At 54.4% G+C, this 18,774-nt stretch carries 19 protein-coding genes and 1 pseudogene; 5 read left to right on the plus strand and 15 right to left on the minus strand.

Annotated elements, in window-relative coordinates; translation table 11 throughout:
* Positions 1-86: 86 nt before the first annotated feature.
* The 14 genes and pseudogenes from H2170_12010 to H2170_12075 all read right to left on the minus strand — a co-directional run bounded on the left by H2170_12010 (position 87) and on the right by H2170_12075 (position 9,841).
* Complete coding sequence (locus H2170_12010; protein ID MCS6300801.1) at positions 87-401, minus strand: type II toxin-antitoxin system RelE/ParE family toxin; 315 nt, start codon at positions 399-401, stop codon at positions 87-89.
* Positions 391-615 (minus strand): addiction module protein, encoded by a 225-nt coding sequence (locus tag H2170_12015; GenBank protein ID MCS6300802.1) that lies wholly within the window; start codon positions 613-615, stop codon positions 391-393. Before H2170_12015 ends, H2170_12010 begins: the two co-directional genes overlap by 11 nt.
* Before the next feature lie 452 nt (positions 616-1,067).
* Positions 1,068-2,651 carry a transposase gene (locus tag H2170_12020; protein MCS6300803.1) on the minus strand — a complete coding sequence of 528 codons (1,584 nt, stop codon included), beginning with the start codon at positions 2,649-2,651 and terminating at the stop codon, positions 1,068-1,070.
* Between the two features lie 85 nt (positions 2,652-2,736).
* A complete protein-coding gene (locus tag H2170_12025; GenBank protein ID MCS6300804.1) occupies positions 2,737-3,009 on the minus strand; it encodes a hypothetical protein in 273 nt (90 codons plus the stop codon).
* A gap of 157 nt (positions 3,010-3,166) precedes the next feature.
* Complete coding sequence (locus tag H2170_12030; GenBank protein MCS6300805.1) at positions 3,167-3,463, minus strand: hypothetical protein; 297 nt, start codon at positions 3,461-3,463, stop codon at positions 3,167-3,169.
* A gap of 443 nt (positions 3,464-3,906) precedes the next feature.
* Positions 3,907-4,107 (minus strand): DUF2283 domain-containing protein, encoded by a 201-nt coding sequence (locus H2170_12035; GenBank protein MCS6300806.1) that lies wholly within the window; start codon positions 4,105-4,107, stop codon positions 3,907-3,909.
* Positions 4,108-4,205: 98 nt separating this feature from the next.
* Positions 4,206-5,552 (minus strand): transposase, encoded by a 1,347-nt coding sequence (locus tag H2170_12040; protein MCS6300807.1) that lies wholly within the window; start codon positions 5,550-5,552, stop codon positions 4,206-4,208.
* A gap of 62 nt (positions 5,553-5,614) precedes the next feature.
* Entirely contained in the window at positions 5,615-5,872 is a 258-nt protein-coding gene (locus H2170_12045; GenBank protein MCS6300808.1) for a hypothetical protein, read from the minus strand.
* Between the two features lie 104 nt (positions 5,873-5,976).
* A pseudogene (locus tag H2170_12050) lies at positions 5,977-6,177 on the minus strand (hypothetical protein).
* Between the two features lie 431 nt (positions 6,178-6,608).
* Entirely contained in the window at positions 6,609-6,866 is a 258-nt protein-coding gene (locus tag H2170_12055; GenBank protein MCS6300809.1) for a hypothetical protein, read from the minus strand.
* A complete protein-coding gene (locus H2170_12060) occupies positions 6,863-7,075 on the minus strand; it encodes a hypothetical protein (GenBank protein ID MCS6300810.1) in 213 nt (70 codons plus the stop codon). Before H2170_12060 ends, H2170_12055 begins: the two co-directional genes overlap by 4 nt.
* A gap of 827 nt (positions 7,076-7,902) precedes the next feature.
* Positions 7,903-8,154 (minus strand): DUF2442 domain-containing protein, encoded by a 252-nt coding sequence (locus H2170_12065; GenBank protein MCS6300811.1) that lies wholly within the window; start codon positions 8,152-8,154, stop codon positions 7,903-7,905.
* Between the two features lie 2 nt (positions 8,155-8,156).
* Positions 8,157-8,375 (minus strand): DUF4160 domain-containing protein, encoded by a 219-nt coding sequence (locus H2170_12070; GenBank protein MCS6300812.1) that lies wholly within the window; start codon positions 8,373-8,375, stop codon positions 8,157-8,159.
* Between the two features lie 1,316 nt (positions 8,376-9,691).
* The gene (locus tag H2170_12075; GenBank protein MCS6300813.1) at positions 9,692-9,841 is read right to left on the minus strand and encodes a DUF2283 domain-containing protein; all 150 of its coding nucleotides are present in this window, start codon (positions 9,839-9,841) and stop codon (positions 9,692-9,694) included.
* 213 nt (positions 9,842-10,054) lie between these two features.
* Between H2170_12075 and H2170_12080 the strand changes: the two genes are divergently transcribed.
* Positions 10,055-11,638, plus strand: a complete 1,584-nt coding sequence (locus tag H2170_12080) for a transposase (protein ID MCS6300814.1) — start codon at positions 10,055-10,057, stop codon at positions 11,636-11,638.
* 437 nt (positions 11,639-12,075) lie between these two features.
* Here H2170_12080 and H2170_12085 read toward each other — a convergent pair whose 3' ends face one another.
* Positions 12,076-12,612, minus strand: a complete 537-nt coding sequence (locus H2170_12085; GenBank protein MCS6300815.1) for a transcriptional regulator — start codon at positions 12,610-12,612, stop codon at positions 12,076-12,078.
* A 1,542-nt stretch (positions 12,613-14,154) separates the two neighbouring features.
* Between H2170_12085 and H2170_12090 the strand changes: the two genes are divergently transcribed.
* From H2170_12090 to rnc, 4 genes are all read left to right on the plus strand, one after another.
* Positions 14,155-14,940 (plus strand): ParA family protein, encoded by a 786-nt coding sequence (locus tag H2170_12090; protein MCS6300816.1) that lies wholly within the window; start codon positions 14,155-14,157, stop codon positions 14,938-14,940.
* Positions 14,941-15,117: 177 nt separating this feature from the next.
* A complete protein-coding gene (locus H2170_12095) occupies positions 15,118-15,927 on the plus strand; it encodes an ABC-2 family transporter protein (GenBank protein MCS6300817.1) in 810 nt (269 codons plus the stop codon).
* Between the two features lie 426 nt (positions 15,928-16,353).
* On the plus strand, positions 16,354-17,148 hold the full coding sequence (locus H2170_12100; GenBank protein MCS6300818.1) for an ABC-2 family transporter protein: 795 nt from the start codon (positions 16,354-16,356) through the stop codon (positions 17,146-17,148).
* A 926-nt stretch (positions 17,149-18,074) separates the two neighbouring features.
* Positions 18,075-18,764, plus strand: coding sequence for a ribonuclease III (gene rnc, locus H2170_12105; GenBank protein MCS6300819.1), 690 nt, complete (start codon positions 18,075-18,077; stop codon positions 18,762-18,764).
* Positions 18,765-18,774 lie beyond the last annotated feature (10 nt).

Consider the following 18,774-nt stretch of genomic DNA (forward strand, 5'->3'; position numbering starts at 1 on the left):
AGCACCCAACTGATTATTGCCCACGAAAGACACGGAATGACACGAATGGGGAAGGCGATACTCCGACTTCAGCAAAACCATAAGACTTAAAAATCATTTTTTTTCTTACGTTTCCTTAATATCGGGCGAATTTTACGTGGGTTACTTCGACAATCTAAAACAGCCGAAACGGAGACAAGTTCACCACTTGCTTCATAATAAACAGCAAACGGAAAGCTTTTCACTAACAATCTATGGAGTCCATGAACCCGGCGATGAACACCAGCATACAATAACAGAGAATCGATCTCGGAATTAAGAGTGTCTAAAAAATAATCACCGAGCCCATCGCTCTGTTTTTCATAAAAAAGATAGCCGCGTTCAAGATCCCTTTCGGCATCATCACTTAAATTAATGCGCATTGAGTTTTTGGCGCAGGCGCTCTTTAGCGACAATCCAGTCAGTCCACACCACCTGACCTGCGGCTGCTTTGGCTTTTCTTTTTTTGAGTTCAACTGCATGCCATGCTGGACTGGGTAAGCTATCAGAATCGCAGGTAAGATCCGTCCAGAGTTCATTCATTGCTCTAACCTTTTGAATACGGGTCATCTTATCAAGAGGAAGGAGGGTAGCCATGTTAAATTAAGGTTGGACTCAGTTCCTAATGCGTCAAGTTGTTAAATATTGGGCAAGATAAAGGCGAGGCAGAAGGGGTCATGTTTTACCCTTTACCTTAATTATCGACTGATGGAATAACGGATCGGGCTATTTATGGGAAACATTCAGGCAATGAGATTCGAACAACGTTCAACATCCAACATTGAATATCCAACGCTCCCATATGAACTAGAGCCTCCTCGAAAAGCCTTTCGCAACGGGCGTATTCCCGCCCCGGCCGGCCACTGGGGACGCAAACAGCCCTGAACGGACTCGATTTACGTGTTCACGAAGGGGCGGCGGCCTAAAAACAGCCCCGGCCCCATCACTAAGGTCGCTTTTCCAACGGCGAAGTCCACGGCGGTTCGCTCCGGGGCTTTTACACCGAACTAATTGAACCGATTTGGGTTAGCCGCGACGAGCGAAGCGACTCAGGCCGCCAAGGGCAGCGGCTTTTCCTGAGACCTTCTGGCGCGCACCAAAATCATCCGGTCAAAGTTGTGCGCGAGGATCTTCAGGGTCAGTTCGCTGCGCACCGCCGCCAACCCGCGACGACCCGGCCGGCCGAACCCGTGGTTGAACTTGAGCGTAAACATCAGCGACTCGATCGCGCTGCGCTCGGCGCGAAGCGTGATATAATCCTGGTGGTTCCACAGTTCCTCGCCGAGCAAGGCGCGCCCCTTGGCGCCGGAGATGCTCACCTTGGCCACCTTCAGCTCGTATGCCTGCGCCAGCCCTTCGGCGCTGGAGTAGCCGTCGTCGACGTTCGCGCTCGCCGGCACCAGGCCCGTGTTGGCGATATTCTGGATCAGCAGGGGCACCAGTTGCTTGCAATCAGCCACGTTGCCCGCGTCGAGAATCAGCGCGGTGACAAAACCGCCGCGGCTGCGGGCCAATTGCGGCTTGTAGCCAATCACCGGTTCCCGCCCGCCTTTTTCAATAAAAGCAGCACTGCGATCGGCCAGGCTGAGGACCCTTTCCCTCGACCTGGTCTTCACCCCATCATGCACCCGCGCAATGCTTTGCTGGATCGTCGTAATCACCGCGACCACGTCCCCGTGGATGCAGTCCAGTAGGTCTTCCGCGATCCGGCGCTTGGAGGGCCGCAGCTTGGCCAGTTTAACATTTGCTTCGGCCTCTGCGGCTTCTACTTGGGTGAGCAACCTGCCGCCCAACTTGCAGGCGATTTGGTAAAACTGGTCGTAGAGCAGCCGGAGTTTTTGGGCTCGGCGGGGACCACCACCCAGCAGGGCGATGGCGCGGGCGCTCTTTCGCAACTCCTCCAGCCAGTGGTCTTTGCAGCCAGCCTGCAGCGAGGTAAGCCCGACCTGGTCGAGCTTGCCGCCCAAGCGGTAGGCTCGCTCAAAGAGTCGATAAATGATACCGGAGTCTGTTGGCCAGCAACTGGATGCCTTGATCGCCGTGCTGTCCAGGGTGATATCGGTAAACGAATCGAGCCCTTCGGACAAAATACCGGCCAATTGGGCCCGGTGGATCAGGGCGAGAGTACTTTCACTCAGGCGATTTATCAGGGGGCCAACGGTATTAGGTGCAGGCAGCGTGTACCCCAAATCATCGAGCAAGGTGCGCAACGATGCCGATTCAAGCAGCACCATCCGGGGGCAGGCACCGTATTGCGACCCCAGGTAACCGGTGGCCATGGCCGTGATAAAAACCACAACAGCGGGGGTGCGCGGACGCCCTGCGGCGAGGAACTCGGCTTGCGTTTTTTCCGCCGTGCCTGACGCCGGCACGGCGAACAACGCCTCGGTCTGCGCCAGATCGAACTCACGGTTTTTCCGCCGTTCGAGCTTTTCCGCCATGGCGTGGGCGTCGAGATCGGCGGTCATGGCCACTTGGATTTCGGGGTGGGACCGCCAAAAGCGCTTCAATTCCAATAAAAAATCACCAAAATCACTGCGCGCCGGGGTTGAAAAGAAGTCGCCGGAGGGATAAACGATCGATTCGTTACTTGATAATTTAACGCCGCTACTTATTTTGTTTCCTGTTTTCATGCAGTATAATACGGCACTTTTACAGTAAACTTAAATCACATAAGTTGTTTTTACTAGAAAAAACCAAAAACCTTTTCGAGGAGGCTCACGCTAACGTTAGCAACCGACGCATGCCCTCATGATGATCAGGTCCCTCAACGAGGAAGTGGATACGCTCAGAGTGAATTTCGAGAATACGTGCGCTGCAGAGCTGGGCGGCTTGTTCGGCCATTGCGGCGAACATCTCAATAATGCGTAGATACTTGATCGCCGAGGCATCGTCTTCCGGTGCGGCAATCTTTAGGTTGAGGCCAAACTCGACGTAGAGATGATACCCTTCGGAGGATCGAAAAGGGGTCGGGACGTTACATGGATACATTGAAGTGAAAGGCATTCGGCGTAACGTTCAACATCCAACATTGAACATCCAACGTTCAAGAGGAGCCCCTGACTTTTTACTCACGAAAAGCGGAAACAGAAAAAGGGGTCGAGACGTTACATGGATACAAAGGCGGCAAAGACTACAGGTTGAAATTTTAGCTGAGCCCGAGTTGCTGGCGGGCTACTGTTTCTGAAACCCCTGCACTAATCAGCAAAGCCAGCGCCTTTTGCAGGGCTGAGTCCTTTTGCTGGAGCGCTTCGTTCTGTTGCTGGAGCGCTGACTCCTTTTGCTGGAGCGCTTCGTCGCGTTCTTGGATTTTGCGAACCAGGCTGTCGAGGTGGGTTACGATTTCATCTTCCACGTCCATGTCCTTGCGGGTCTGCGGTTCGGCGGTGGCTTTAAGCAAGCGACGCAGGATCGAAAAAGGGGTCGGGACGTTACATGGATACATGAATGAGGAAGACACCCGATCAAACGCTCAACATCCAACTTCCAACATCCAACATTCAACATCCACCGCTTCCAAATGAGCTCTTAGCTCCCAGCTGATTGTTGCCCACGAAAAGCACGAAATTACACGAAAAACGGAATTCTATCATTTTAACCACTAATGGGCACTGATTATCACTAATAACGATCCACTCCTGAATTTTGCCCACGGAACACACGGAAGAATCGGATTCCGGAGAAGATTCAGTCCCGTTACTGAACCTCGGAAAAAAATAAGGGGGGCCGCTGATTGTTCATTTTAGTTCGGCAACGTTCAACATTCAAGGCTCCCATATGAGTTCTTAGCTCCCTCTGATTGTTGCCCACGAAAGGCACTAAATGAGAAGACGCTACGCCTTAACTGCAAATCTCTGCGGCCACAATAAAACGACCGCCTTAGGCAAGTTAGGATGCAAGCAGTTCTTCAAAGCTAAAATCCCGAATCGAAGCGGATGTCTTGGCATGCTCAATTGTCATGCTGACCAGGCGTCCAGAGGCATCGAGGTCCACAAAGACATCTTCACTGATCTCTTTGGTTTCAGCCACAGGGTAACTAGTAAACTCGACGAGGGCAGTATCAGTATCGGGGAAGTATTTGATTTTCATAAATTTGCTCCACGGTCAAAAAAAGCATTGTGGATGGTTTCACCATCTCTGGAGTTTGGCCCCAAAAGCAGGTGGATGCGAAGCGGCCGGAGGCCCGGTTACGCAGCGCGGAAGAGTGCTTCAGCCAAGAAGGGTGGCGCTTTTGATGAGTTCGTGGAGGGAGGGTCGGTCGACGTGAAGTCGGAGAAACTCTCTGGGGCGATCTGGTCGGCCCAGCATTCGCTGCGCAGGGTGCGCAAGAGGTCCCCCGTGGAACTGGTCGCAGGCGAGGCGCCCGAAGAGTGCGTGCGCCATTTGGGCGGGCGAAGATGCGGCGGCGGATCAGGGGTTTGCCCCGCAGGATCGCCGAAGAGCAGGGCGGCGATTAACAACAGCGCATAGGCGGCGACGGTGGCGGCGGGTTGGTTGCGGTTGGAGGCGGCGGTGCGCAGTTGTGCCTGGCCGGTGCCGATCAGGGTTTTCTCATCCCGGAAGTTTCCCTCGATGCCCCAACGCCAGAGGTAATACTGGAGTTGGTCACCCACGGGCATATCCGGGTCGGTGCAAACCAAGAAGGCAGGCTGGCGATAGAGCAGCTTCGAGCCTGCGCGCAATCGGTAGCCCACCGGGGCGATCACCATGACTTGCAACGGGAGCGTCGCCCCGGCTTTACGCCACAGCACCGGCCCGAGGGTCTTGATTTTAAAGGTGTGCTTTTTTCCGGCCGCATAAGCCTCGACGCTTTGCCAGGCCACGGTGTCGTCGGTGCGCAGCTCTTCCGGGGTCTGGACCGGCGCGCCATAGACCGGCGGGCGACCGGTGGCCGCGGGTGGTCCAGGCAGGGCGTTGAGCACGGCGTCCCGGCGGATCCGGCCGATATAAACGGTCTTGGCGGGCAGGCCCTTGAGTACGACCGCATTGGTGTAACTGCCATCGCCGGCGACCACCAGTTTGCGCGTGTCTGGCAGCGCCTGGCGAAGCTGCTGGATGCGGGCGAGCGCGACGACATTAAGCCGCTGCTGTTTTTTCTTCTCCGTGTACTGCTGAACCTCGTCGGTAGTGGCTTTTTTACCCGGCTTTGGCGGCGTCGGCGCGTGGGTGAAATCCACCGGAATCATCCGGGCGTGTCCGTCGGAACCAGGCCAGGCCGCAGAGAGTTGCACATAGCGCTGGCCGCGCACCAGGTTGGTTTGGAACGCGGGGCCGAGCGGATCGCGTTTCCAGCCGACGCCGTCGATCTTGACCCCGGTTTTGCGTACCAGGGTGTCATCGATGGCGGCCACCAACGGGGTAAGCGCCGGCAGGTTTACCTCAAGCTCATGGAGGACCGTGCGGAAAAGCCCCGCCGGCTTCACCCGGTCACGCGAATACAACCGGTAGTCGGCCGTCCAGTCCTGCTGGGCACGCCCGCACAGACAAATCAGGTTGGTAAGAGTCCCCCGGCACGGTGAAACCAGTGCCGCCATGAGATGCCCCTGCAGTCTCCGGGCGCACTCGGGGGCGGCGCAAGCCGCAGCACAAGCCCGTTTCATAAGTCGTCCCAGCCGATCGGATAAACCCAACTGGACTTTTTTTTAACGCCTACGTCCACCAGCTCGGGCGTGACCGGCATAACGGGCGCGACCAGACTGCGTGAGAGGACCAAATGATGCGCGTCGGTGACGGTCCACTCGACGGCCTCCGACTTGGCGAACCCCATCGTCTGGGCGATGGAAGCGGGTAATGTCACATACCACTGCTCACTGTTTTTGCGGATGATGCGCTGAACTTTGGTGGTGGTGCTCATGGTCCGACACCATCGTTCATGGCCACGCTTTTTCCCATGGGCCCGACGCCCCATTTATCTCTACGGCCTTCTCCGGGCCAACTAGTCAGAGGCCAAACTCCAGGGATGGTTTCACCATCTTCAAGTAGCACTACACGTAAAACCCGCCAATCATTTTCTGCAATTTTGCCCCAGCGGCGAATGCGACCATCGGACTGAATTTGTTCCCGCTCGGGAAGTTGGATCACCCGAAGTATCCATTCGTCCTTGATCAAAATCCGGTCTGGCCGGTTTCGGGTATAGAGAAAGTATTGCGTGGTCTTCATTCTGATGAAAGCAATTCAAACGGACGACTAAAAAAGGGGTCGGGACGTTACATGGATACATTAAAGTGAAAGGCATTCGGCGTAACGTTCAACATCCAACATTGAATATCCAACGCTCCCATATGAGCTCTTAGCTCCCAGCTGATTGTTGCCCACGAAAAGCCACGAAATCACACGAATGGCAAAACAGAAAAAGGGGTCGGGACGTTACATGGATACATGAACCAGGAAAACACTCGATCAAACGCTCAACATTCAACGTTCTCGTATGAGCTAAGAGCTCCCAGCTGGCTATTGCCCACGAAATGAAAGGCGGATTCGATCCATTTTAACCACTAATGGGCACTGATTAGCACTAATGACGGAAACAAACCACTCACTACGCACTACTGTATTATTGCCCTCGGAACACACGGATTACTCGGAAGAGTCTAACGAACCCTATAAATCTCAAACACGAAAACCCGGCGAACTGCATGATCTACATGATATACGATAACGTGACTGGAAATGAATAAGTGAAAAACTTCTTCACCCTCCGCATCAAAGCCGATAAATGATGGCTCCGTGAATGGATTATGCCCCAAACGATCCAATGCACGTTCAATCACCACCCGACGTCCTCGCGGTAAACGTCGAAGGAAGCCGTAAGGCTCAGCATCCAACATCCAGCGATATTCGAGGCTCATTTAATAACGGATGTAACGCCTGCTGTACGGCGTTTAAATTGATTAGCCGTCACCCCCATTCCTGCCTGCAGTTTACGTCGTTTTTTTACGATCTCGGATTTCCATTCCGGGGAACTAGCCCTTTCATTTACAAATAGATAAGCACGTAACCATTGACGCTCTTTAGCACTCAGACTATCGGCAGTTTTCTTAAGTTCGCTGATCGACATAATGGTACGATTTTCGGGTTTCTGGTATAATTTACGAGCAGGCCACTAAAAAAGGGGTCGGGACGTTACATGGATACATTAACGCAAAGGCATTCGGATCAACGTTCAACATCCAACATTGAACATCCAACGCTCAAACGGTCAGGCCTAAGAGATCAGGCCTCAACTTATTGAATTTCAACGGAGGTCAGGCGTAATGGGTCTGGCCTGAATGGCACTTGGTTAAGGGGTATTATCGTCAGACCTGGTTAGATCGCCCCTTCAGGGCTTGTGCACTTTACCTCATGATTCCTAGGGCGTTGCCCTAGGCTGGGGTAGAGTGCCCCGTTGGGGCGGTCGGGCCTAACTCAGTGCCATTCGGGTCGGGGCGTTGTTTGTTGATTTTAAATGAATCGACCCAGCTTCGCCCCGTCACGTCCCACTCATTTCGGTGGCGTGGAGGAGGTTTGTGGTGGGTAGAAGGTGGAGTTCAAGGAAAAATGAACCGGCGATACAGGAAAGTCACAAACCGGGGATTTTTGCCCACGAAAGGCACCAAATGACACGAAAGCTAAACCTGTCGAGCCGCAGCATTTTTCTCCCACGGAACACACGGAATACACGGAAGAATCGGATTATAGAGAGAGCGACCGAAAAGGAAGCGGGACGTTACAGGGATCCACTTTTGGCTAAGGCAGTCGGAGCAACGTTCAACATCCAACATTCAACATTTAACGTCCACATATGAGCTAAGAGCTGATAGCTATTAGCTCCTAGCTCCTAGCTCCTAGCTCCCAGCTGAATATTGCCCACGAAAATCGCGACATGACCCGAACGGCGGTACGGCCCTATACCAGCACGCGAACTTTGGCATGGAGGTACTCAGGTGCGAAATCAGCCCCATTCGGCCATTCGATAGTTTCTGTATCCGGATTTAGGTAAACTTTACAAAAAAAGTTTTTATCGGTCAACGGCATGAAAATTTCTCCGTTTAACTCACCCCGTAAATCTAGCTCACCCGTGACTCCATCGTTGAAAGTGAGTTCAAGTATATAATCACGCAGATAGGATACTTTAGTCACATGTAGGAATTTATTCATGATTAGGGTAATGGTTCAATTTTATTTAAAGGAGCGAGTGCCTTAACCCGGCTCCAGTTCTCAAAGAGTTCGGTTCTATGCAAGTCCATCCACTCAAAAATCAACTGTAATGCTCTTCTAGGCATCTCGCCAGTCACCCGACCTGATTCAAGCTCGATACTCACTTCGAAACCTTGATACCGTGCATGGAAATGCGCCGGATCATGTTCCCGGTAGTTCATGTAAATGACTAAACCATAAAATCGAGAAAGTTCAGGAATGGCTGGATTATATTAAAAAAGACAAAAAAATATTATCTGCCCACGAAAGTCACGAAATGACGCGAAAAACGGAGGAGTTGCCCACGGAACACACGGAATACACGGAAGAATTAAGTTGCCCAAGCCACTTAAAAAGGGGGCGGGGCGTTACATGGACACATTGGATGCAAAGGCATTCAGCGTAACGTCCAACATTGAAAATCCAACGTTCCAATATTAGCTCTTAGCTCCCAGCTGATTGTTTCCCACGAATGACACGTAATCACAGGAAAGGTGGAGATCGATCCCGGAAACCAAAATCAATGAACTCCGATTGCGCTAAAGTCGCAATTTTAAGCTAATACTAAATGGGATTTTTCGATTTCGGCTTGGAAAGCTGCGGACACTAAAAAAGGGGTCGGGACGTTACATGGATACATGAATGAGGAAGACACCCGATCAAACGCTCAACATCCAACATCCAACATCCAACATTCAACATCCAACGCTCAAGCGGTCAGGCCTAAGGGGTCAGGCCTCAACTTATTGAATTTCAACCGAGGTCAGGCGTAATGGGTCAGTCCTGAATGGCACTTAGTTAAGGGGTATTATCGGCAGACCTGGTTAGATCGCCCCTTCAGGGCTTGTGCACTTTACCTCATGATTCCTAGGGTGTTGCCCTAGGTTGTGGTAGAGTGCCCCCTTTGGGGCGGTCGGGCCTAACTCAGTGCCATTCGGGTCGGGGCGTTGTTTGTTGATTTTAAATGAATCGACCCAGCTTCGCCCCGTCACGTCCCACTCATTTCGGTGGTGTGGAGGAGGGTTGTGGAGGATGAACGGCTGAGTTCAAGGAAAAATGAACCGGCGTTTCAGGAAAGTCACAAACCAGGGATTTTTGCCCACGAAAGGCACGAAATGACACGAAAGCTAAACCTGTCGAGCCGCAGCATTTTTCTCCCACGGAACACACGGAATACACGGAAGATTCGGAAATTAAGGAGGCTCTAATCCGACTACCCGCTACTCACTACTCGATACTCGCTACTATTTTACTCCCGTAAGTCATGAACTAACACGAAAGGCCGAGGATTTGTCCACGGAACACACGGAATACACGGAAGAATTGGAGCAACATGCAAAAAACCATACTAACTCAAATGAGCTCATAGCTCATAGCTCCTAGCTGTTAGCTCTTAGCTCCCAGCTGATTGTTGCCCACGAAAGGTACGAAATGACACGAAAGCTACGCCTTAACTACACATCTCTGCTGCCGCAATAAAATGACCGTCTTAGGCAAGTTAGGAGGCAAGGAGTTCCTCAAAGCTAAAATCCCGAATCGAAGCGGATGTCTTGGCATGCTCAATGGTCATGCTGACCAAACGTCCCGAGGCATCGAGGTCCACAAAGACGAAAGGACACGAAAAAGCGGAGGGGATAGGAGGGGTCACAAAAGGGGTCGGGGCGTTACATGGATACATCAGCGGCAAAGAGATAACCCAAAGAAAATAAACCCAAAGTGGTCTGGGGGAATGGCGCTTAGTTAAGGTGGGGGTATCGTCAGACCAGGTTAGCTCGAGCCTCCTCGAAAAGGTTTTTGGTTTTTTCTAGTAAAAACAACTTATGTGATTTAAGTTTACTGTAAAAGTGCCGTATTATACTGCATGAAAACAGGAAACAAAATAAGTAGCGGCGTTAAATTATCAAGTAACGAATCGATCGTTTATCCCTCCGGCGACTTCTTTTCAACCCCGGCGCGCAGTGATTTTGGTGATTTCTTACTGCAATTACAGCGCTTTTGGCGGTCCCACCCCGAAATCGAAGTGGCCATGACCGCCGATCTCGACGCCCACGCCATGGCGGAAAAGCGCGAACGGCGGAAGGACCGGGAGTTCGAACTGGCGCAGACCGAGGCGTTGTTCGCCGTGCCGGCGTCAGGCACGGCGGAAAAAACGCAAGCCGAGTTCCTCGCCGCAGGGCGTCCGCGCACCCCCGCTGTTGTGGTTTTTATCACGGCCATGGCCACCGGTTACTTGGGGTCGCAATACAGTGCCTGCCCCCGGATGGTGCTGCTTGAATCGGCATCGTTGCGCACCTTGCTCGATGATTTGGGGTACACGCTGCCTGCACCTAATACCGTTGGCCCCCTGATAAATCGCCTGAGTGAGAGTACTCTCGCCCTGATCCACCGGGCCCAATTGGCCGATATTTTGGCCGAAGGGCTCGATTCGTTTACCGATATCACCCTGGACAGCACGGCGATCAAGGCATCCAGTTGCTGGCCAACAGACTCCGGTATCATTTACCGCCTCTTTGAGCGAGCCTACCGCATGGGCGGCAAGCTCGACCAGGTCGGGCTTAACTCGCTGCAGGATGGCTTCAAAGACCACTGGCTGGAGGAGTTGCGAAAGAGCGCCCGCGCCATCGCCCTGCTGGGTGGTGGTCCCCGCCGAGCCCAAAAACTCCGGCTGCTCTACGACCAGTTTTACCAAATCGCCTGCAAGTTGGGCGGCAAGTTGCTCACCCAAGTAGAAGCCGCAGAGGCCGAAGCAAATGTTAAACTGGCCAAGCTGCGGCCCTCCAAGCGCCGGATCGCGGAAGACCTACTGGACTGCATCCACGGGGACGTGGTCGCGGTGATTACGACGATCCAGCAAAGCATTGCGCGGGTGCATGATGGGGTGAAGACCAAGTCGAGGGAAAGGGTCCTCAGCCTGGCCGATCGCAGTGCTGCTTTTATTGAAAAAGGCGGGCGGGAACCGGTGATTGGCTACAAGCCGCAATTGGCCCGCAGCCGCGGCGGTTTTGTCACCGCGCTGATTCTCGACGCGGGCAACGTGGCTGATTGCAAGCAACTGGTGCCCCTGCTGATCCAGAATATCGCCAACACGGGCCTGGTGCCGGCGAGCGCGAACGTCGACGACGGCTACTCCAGCGCCGAAGGGCTGGCGCAGGCATACGAGCTGAAGGTGGCCAAGGTGAGCATCTCCGGCGCCAAGGGGCGCGCCTTGCTCGGCGAGGAACTGTGGAACCACCAGGATTATATCACGCTTCGCGCCGAGCGCAGCGCGATCGAGTCGCTGATGTTTACGCTCAAGTTCAACCACGGGTTCGGCCGGCCGGGTCGTCGCGGGTTGGCGGCGGTGCGCAGCGAACTGACCCTGAAGATCCTCGCGCACAACTTTGACCGGATGATTTTGGTGCGCGCCAGAAGGTCTCAGGAAAAGCCGCTGCCCTTGGCGGCCTGAGTCGCTTCGCTCGTCGCGGCTAACCCAAATCGGTTCAATTAGTTCGGTGTAAAAGCCCCGGAGCGAACCGCCGTGGACTTCGCCGTTGGAAAAGCGACCTTAGTGATGGGGCCGGGGCTGTTTTTAGGCCGCCGCCCCTTCGTGAACACGTAAATCGAGTCCGTTCAGGGCTGTTTGCGCCCCCAGTGGCCGGCCGGGGCGGGAATACGCCCGTTGCGAAAGGCTTTTCGAGGAGGCTCTAGCTCGCCCCTTCAGAGATAATTCGAACGGGGTTAGGCCTTCAGTATTCGAATAATTAGATAGTACAATGGCCTATGTGGTCGTGTCGTTGTTTGTTGATTTAAACGAACAGACCCAGCTTCGCCCCGTCACTTCCCGAAGCGGGAAGGATTAATCAAAAATGTGAACCCGACTGACTATAGATACTAACCGAACCACTAGCCGATGAGTTTGCCCATCAGCGGTAATACCAATTCGGCTCGTTGGTGCCAGGTCTTGAGCTTTTCTAGGCGATTATTAATTAAACTGAGTTCAGCGGGGCTCGGCGCGGGGTGCTCAGCCATCTTAAAATCATGCAAACTGATTTTTTGCGTGCGGTCGGTCCATTCGGAGAGTTGCGGGGTGATGCGCTCACGGATAAAGCCGCCCACCAGGGCGCGGAGTTCAACCACGGGGACAAAACATTCGCGGCGGTCGTTAGCGTCGGGGCAGGGTTGAATGGCACCAATCGTGCGCAAAAAGCGCAGGCCTTGGCTAACCGAACCTTTGCTAATACCTAGGCGAGCGACGATGTCTTGCTGAGCCAGGGGTTGGGGCGAGGCAAAGAGTAGGCCGTAAATTTCACCGAGGGAGCGGGGAAGGCCGAGGGTTTGCGTCATTTGCACAAACACGGCGATCAATTCGCGTTCGCCGGTGGTGAGGCGATTGAGTTCAATCGGCGCCACCGGGGGGCTATCTAGTGCGGGTTGTGACATCGTGGCGGCCATGGGGGCAAGCAGAGGGGAACCCTCCGCTGAGTTCAAATTAATTTGAATTAGGAACGCGTATTTGACGTAGGCGCGAAGGTGAGGTGCGGCGTTTGGGCTGCGAAAGACACGAAATGACACGAAACCAATGCAGCGATCCATTTAACCCGAACGCCTGAGTTGGTCGGCGCGATCTGGTGCAACCTGCTGGGCATCTGACCGTTCATTCACCCACTCGAAGCGCTATTTAGTGCACCTCGGGGATTCACTCACGATCATCTGCTCCAGCATCTTGCGCCAACTCATCGCCGCCAACTCAGGAGTTCGGGTTTAACCGCGAAGGCTCGCAAAGGCACGCGAAGAACAACGCAAACCATTGTTTTTCAATTAACTTCATTCACTTCGCGGGTTCTTCGATAGTTCCGGTGGGCGAAAAATCGAACTGACGGACATTCGGAGGGGTATCACAGAGCCGAGCCGGAGCCCAGACACAGAGCACACAGAGTTCGATCCGCAGCAGCGATTTAAGGGTTCTTCGTCGTTTCCGGTGGGTAAGCCGCAACCCATTGGCCACGAAAACCACAAAATGACACAAAAAGATCTCTAACCACGCCCACACCTTCAGGGTTAAAAAAACGGATGATTTAGCCGCAAAAAATCGCAGAAGTCGCAAAAAACAGTCTTCGATCGAAAGAACTCCGGTTTTTGCGCCGTTTGCGTCTCTTTGCGGCCACCCTCCGTCTTCCGCGTAGGGTGGGTGTTGCCTCCTCGGCTTTTCGGACCCTTGCGAGGGATTGGTGGTCTTTGCATTAAACCCGAACGCCTGAGTTGGTCGGCGCGATCTGGTGCAACCTGCTGGGCATCTGACCGTTCATTCACCCACTCGAAGCGCTATTTAGTGCACCTCGGGGATTCACTCACGATCATCTGCTCCAGCATCTTGCGCCAACTCATCGCCGCCAACTCAGGAGTTCGGGTTAAAATCCGACGGCACCCATTCTTAATGCGCACTTCGCTGCTCATCATTTAGCCACTGAAATTGCCGAAGAACCGATTTAAATATTGTAATATCAAAACCAGGAAGGAGTAAGGAATCCAGTATAAAGGGAGTTTGCGTGCGCCAAAACCAACGAAGTCTATGGGGACTCCCTGTCTTTAAACTCGGTGTCGGCGCTTTGGCTCGGCTCTGTGATACACTCCGAAGGTCTGGTTTAATACCCCACAACCCACCGGAAACGTCGAGGAACCACTTCGCGAGTCTCTGGTTCGTCTTCGCGGTTAAACATCCGGTGACCTGGTTTCACGTTTACCGACCTACTGGAAGTGAATGGTATAATGCCCCCCCTTTAGCCGCGAAGGGACGAAGGAATTTGCCGGGGACGGCCAACGCTGCATCAATCGATTGTGCGAATCTGCGGAATGAGCTAAGCCTGAGAAAACGTCGAGGAACCTAGCTTTTTTTATTTGGCCTTGCAGGAAGCGCGACGCAGCCGGACGGTCTTCCGGTCTTGCCCATTGGACTTTGGTCCGTGGGCATTATTTACTCTAAAAATGTCCACTCTCGTCTTCACCATCGCCAATCAGAAGGGCGGCGTCGGCAAAACCACCACCGCCGTCAACCTCGCGGCCGCTCTGGCCGAAAAGAAAATTCCCACCCTGCTCATCGATCTCGATCCGCAGGCCAACGCCACCAGCGCGGTGGGAGTGGAAAAGAAGGCGGGGCGCAGCCTTTACGGTCCGCTCAGTGGCGAGGGTACCGCCCTGGCGATGATCACCCCGACCGCCTACCCGAACCTATCGCTCATCCCGTCGGAGGAGGACCTGGCGGCGGCCGAAATCGAGTTGGCGCAGACCGAAAACTACTTGGCGCGTCTGCGCGACGTCATCGCACCGGTGAAAGCCTCGGGAAAATTCCGCGTCATCATCATCGACTGCCCGCCCGCCATGGGCGTGCTGTCCATGAACAGCCTGGCGGCAGCCGACTTTCTGCTCATCGCCCTGCAATGCGAATACATGGCGCTGGAGGGTCTCGGCCAAATCCTGCGCAACCTCGACCGTATTAAAAACGCGGGGCTTAACAACAAATTGGAGCTGGGTGGAGTCGTGATGACGATGTTCGACACGCGCACCAATCTGTCGCGGCAGGTCGTCGAGGAGGTTAAAACCCACCTTGCCGATAAGATTTTCAAGACGGTTATCCCGCGTACGGTGCGCCTGAGCGAAGCGCCCAGCTTCGGCAAAACCATCTTCGACTACGATCCGCTTTCGCCGGGCGCCACCGCGTACAAGAACCTTTCCAAGGAGCTCATCGCGCGCTTCGGCTTGAACGGGAAATAGGGCGGTGGTTCGGGCGCCTAAAGCTGGAGCGGTTTTAAGATAAAACATAGCTGTTAATCGCCCGAGGTAGCGCAGGTTTCCAGCCTGCCGTAGAGTGCGGAGCAGACTGGAAGTCTGCGCTACTTCTTTCGGCAACAAACTCCCCTCCGCCTCCGTCCTCCGCCCCCTTCGATTCGCATCATGTCCGTCTTCGCTAAATACCGGCACGCCTTCCTGATCGGTCTGCAAAGTAACATTGTTTACCGGTGGGGCTTTGCGGTGCGTGCGTTGTTCTCCCTGTTTCACCTCGCCTTCGTATTCATCCTGTGGGGCGCGGCTTACCAGGGCCAAACGACCATCGGGGGCTTCGACCTGAACCAGACGCTCACCTACTTCATCGCCATCCTGCTGATGCAGTTTTTCATCGGCGCGTTCAACGAGGACTACCAGATCAGCGAGGATATCCGCAACGGCCTGATCAACCAGTTCCTGCTCAAGCCGATCAACTATTACCTTTACCGGTTAAGTATTTTTGGGGCCGCCCGCCTCGTCTCAGGAGCGCTGGCCCTGCTGCCCATTTTGGTCGCCCTTCCCTTCCTTAAAGATCATCTGGTTCTACCTGATGGGGCGTGGCGAATCGCCCTCGGACTACCGGCCATGGTCATGGCCGCACTCATTCAGTTCACCATCGCCTACATCTTCGGGCTGCTGACGTTTTGGTTCATGGAGATTCAGTCGTTCATCATCCTGTCGCTGGCGATCGAGACGATTCTAGGTGGGCAAATGTTCCCGCTCGATCTGCTGCCGGCGTGGATATTCCGCGTCTCGCAGTGGCTGCCGTACTATTACCAGATGTATTTCCCGACCGCGATTTTCACGGGGCGGCTGGATCAAGCCCAAGCGCTGTCCGGCCTGTGTATTCAGGCCTTCTGGGTCGTGGCCCTGCTGGGGCTTGCACAACTGCTCTGGACGCGCGGCCTGCGCCGCCACACCGCCGTCGGCGGCTAAAGCCGGCAGCTTAAACGAACGAGCCTATTTTTAACGCAAAGCCGCCAAGACGCAAAGTTCGCGAAGTGTTACAAAGAAATGATTTCCCGCGCTTCTCCGCATCCTCGACGATTCCAGTGGGTCGCCGCTCAATCCATTGGCCACAAAAAACACAAAATGACACAAAAACGGCCCCTAATCCGTTTAACCGCGAAGGCTCGCGAAGGTGCGCGAAGAATAACGCAATCACTTGTTAATCAATTGAATTTATCCGCTTCGCGTATCTCTGGTTCGTCTTCGCGGTTAAAAATTCGGTGTCTTGGTTTCGCGATTACCTATCCACTGAAACTGTCGAAGAGCCTTTTCTTCGGTTCCTTGCGCCTTTGCGTTAGAGCCTAAAATCGAAACATAAATGGTATAAAGCCAGTCAGCCCCCCACCCCACCCGATGACGATTCTCGATTACCTGCGTATATGGCTGGCCGGAGCGCGCTATTCCATCGTGCGCACGCTGATGTTTCGCTTCGACTTCATCATGTGGTCGCTCGTAGAGTTGTTCTGGATGGTGGTCAACGTGCTGCTCGTCGCGGTCATCTATGAACACACCGAGTCGATCGCCGGTTGGAAACGTTATGAGATGCTCCTGCTGGTCGGCAGTTCGATGCTGGTGCAGCGCTTCATCATGGGCTTCGTGTGGAGTAACCTCTTCGAGATGGCCCGCAACATCCGCAGCGGGCACTTCGACTTCTTTCTGGCCCAGCCGGGTAAGCCGCTGGTTATGGTTTCGACGCGCAAAGTCGATCTCGACGGCTTGGCCAACGCGGTGGTCGCCGCCGCCGTTGTGATTTATGCGGCGCGCCAGTTGGGGCTGTCGCCCTCATTCGTGGAAGTGGCGCTCTACGCTTTGATGCTACTGTGCGGATTTTTGATCAATTACGCCATTTTGCTGATCACCGTATCGCTCACCTTTTGGCTCGGGTCGGCGCAGGGAATTGAGGGGAGTTATTTCACCTTAATGGAGTTTTCCCGTCTGCCACGGCAGGCCTTCAAGGGGGTCAGCAGCATCGTCTTTGTGTGGATATTGCCGGCGGTGGTGGTGAGCAATGTGCCGGCCAACACGCTGATTCACGGCTTTGAGCCGCTGAACACGCTGTGGCTGCTCGCCGTGACGATCGCGTGGATGGGTTTGGCGGTTTGGGTGTTCAACCGGGGGCTGCGCCGCTACGCGAGCGCGTCGTCGTGACATCAACCGCGCGGCGCGGTAAATCTCAAATCCCAAGGGGACAAATCCCAAAGGGGAGGCGCGCGGGGTAAGCGACAGATTATTGGCCACGAAAAGCACGATAGGACACAAAAACGACCCACGACCACCAAGCCTCACCAAAAGGGGGATCGGAGATTTAGCCGCAAAAGGGCGCAGAAGCCGCAAAAGGGAACCACCCCGAAAGCATCTAATTTTTAGTGTGATAGACGGAACATTTGAGTCCGCAGAGGGGGAGGTAAGCACGCGATCCGTTGGCCACGAAAAGCACGACGTGACTCAAAAACGAAGGCCCCGATCCATTTAACCGCGAAGGCTCGCAAAGTAGCGCGAAGAAAAACGCAACTGCTGGGCGAAACGATGAGTTAGCCGCAAAAAAGCGCAGGAGTCGAAAAAAGGGGATCAACCCCGGAATCAGCATTTTTAACCACAAAAAACGCGAAATATCGCGAAGTCGGAGGCATCAGAAGTCAGGTGGTTCGTTTTTTCCGTAATTTCGCGCCTTTTGCGGTTAACCGGTTGGGTGGATTCGAGTTCGTGGCTTGGTTTCACCGTTAACCAGTCTTACCGGCATTGCATCTAAGAGTTAAATCCAAGTTGGGGCGATGTTTTCGGTGGGGATACCCGATCCGTTGGCCACGAAAAGCACGACAGGACACAAAAACGACCCACGACCACCAAGCCTCACCAAAAGGGGGATCGGAGATTTAGCCGCAAAAGGGCGCAGAAGCCGCAAAAAAAAGGGGGGGGGGGGGGGGACCTGAAGCCACTCCGTTTTTTGCGCCGTTTGCGCCTCTTTGCGGCTAAATCATCCGGGGTTGAGGGATCCGGATTGCGGCCCGATTCGCCCAACCGATTTGGCTCTGCTTTTTTGGGTGTTTGAGCCTTTGTGATGCGAGTTTCTAACCGTGATCACCGCACCCTCCCCTTTAACCGCCTTACAGGCCCGCCTTGGATACACGTTTAAAAAACCGGCTTTGCTGCTGCAGGCGCTCACCCACCCCGGTTACGCCAATGAGCACCCCGAGGACGGTGAACATTACCAACGGCTCGAATTTTTGGGCGACGCGGTCATCCAGTTTGTCGTTACCGAGGCGCTGTTTCACCTGCGTCCGCAAGAACGTGAAGGCGAACTGAGCAGGCTGCGGGTGGCCCTGACCAACGGGATTTTCCTGGGTATGCTGGCGCGCGAACTGGGGATTCCGCCATTGCTGCGCCTGTGCACCGCCGAGCAAAAAACCGGCGGATCGCCCACCGCCGCCGGCGACGCCTACGAAGCCGTGGTCGGCGCGATCCTTTTGGATGCCGGCCTGCCCATCGCGCAGGCGTTTATCCTGCGCATCTATGGCGCTCTCGAAGAACGCCTTGCGAGTTTGCAGATTGAAAACGCCAACCCCAAGGGGCGCCTTCAAGAGCGGTTCCAGCCTGTCCACGGCAGCGGCGCCTTGCGTTATGAAACCGAGGCCAGTGGCGGCGCGGACCACGCCAAGGAGTACACCTCACGGGTTTTTTTGGGAGATCGCCTGCTCGGCAGCGGCCACGGCACCTCCAAAAAACTAGCCGAGGAGTCTGCAGCCCGCTCGGCACTGGCTGCCTGAGCTCCGCACC

The sequence above is a fragment of the Opitutus sp. genome (genome assembly GCA_024998815.1).
Lineage (GTDB): Bacteria > Verrucomicrobiota > Verrucomicrobiia > Opitutales > Opitutaceae > Rariglobus.

Excerpts from the sequence above, each read along its gene's own strand:
- H2170_12010 (MCS6300801.1), bottom strand. The coding sequence starts at position 401 with ATGCGCATTAATTTAAGTGATGATGCCGAAAGGGATCTTGAACGCGGC.
- H2170_12055 (MCS6300809.1), bottom strand. The coding sequence starts at position 6,866 with ATGAGCCTCGAATATCGCTGGATGTTGGATGCTGAGCCTTACGGCTTC.
- H2170_12085 (MCS6300815.1), bottom strand. The coding sequence starts at position 12,612 with ATGTCACAACCCGCACTAGATAGCCCCCCGGTGGCGCCGATTGAACTC.
- H2170_12045 (MCS6300808.1), bottom strand. The coding sequence starts at position 5,872 with ATGAGCACCACCACCAAAGTTCAGCGCATCATCCGCAAAAACAGTGAG.
- H2170_12040 (MCS6300807.1), bottom strand. The coding sequence starts at position 5,552 with ATGGCGGCACTGGTTTCACCGTGCCGGGGGACTCTTACCAACCTGATT.
- H2170_12025 (MCS6300804.1), bottom strand. The coding sequence starts at position 3,009 with ATGTATCCATGTAACGTCCCGACCCCTTTTCGATCCTCCGAAGGGTAT.
- H2170_12065 (MCS6300811.1), bottom strand. The coding sequence starts at position 8,154 with ATGAATAAATTCCTACATGTGACTAAAGTATCCTATCTGCGTGATTAT.
- H2170_12020 (MCS6300803.1), bottom strand. The coding sequence starts at position 2,651 with ATGAAAACAGGAAACAAAATAAGTAGCGGCGTTAAATTATCAAGTAAC.
- H2170_12035 (MCS6300806.1), bottom strand. The coding sequence starts at position 4,107 with ATGAAAATCAAATACTTCCCCGATACTGATACTGCCCTCGTCGAGTTT.
- H2170_12080 (MCS6300814.1), top strand. The coding sequence starts at position 10,055 with ATGAAAACAGGAAACAAAATAAGTAGCGGCGTTAAATTATCAAGTAAC.
- H2170_12030 (MCS6300805.1), bottom strand. The coding sequence starts at position 3,463 with ATGTATCCATGTAACGTCCCGACCCCTTTTTCGATCCTGCGTCGCTTG.
- H2170_12015 (MCS6300802.1), bottom strand. The coding sequence starts at position 615 with ATGGCTACCCTCCTTCCTCTTGATAAGATGACCCGTATTCAAAAGGTT.
- H2170_12070 (MCS6300812.1), bottom strand. The coding sequence starts at position 8,375 with ATGAACTACCGGGAACATGATCCGGCGCATTTCCATGCACGGTATCAA.
- H2170_12100 (MCS6300818.1), top strand. The coding sequence starts at position 16,354 with ATGACGATTCTCGATTACCTGCGTATATGGCTGGCCGGAGCGCGCTAT.
- H2170_12090 (MCS6300816.1), top strand. The coding sequence starts at position 14,155 with ATGTCCACTCTCGTCTTCACCATCGCCAATCAGAAGGGCGGCGTCGGC.
- H2170_12060 (MCS6300810.1), bottom strand. The coding sequence starts at position 7,075 with ATGTCGATCAGCGAACTTAAGAAAACTGCCGATAGTCTGAGTGCTAAA.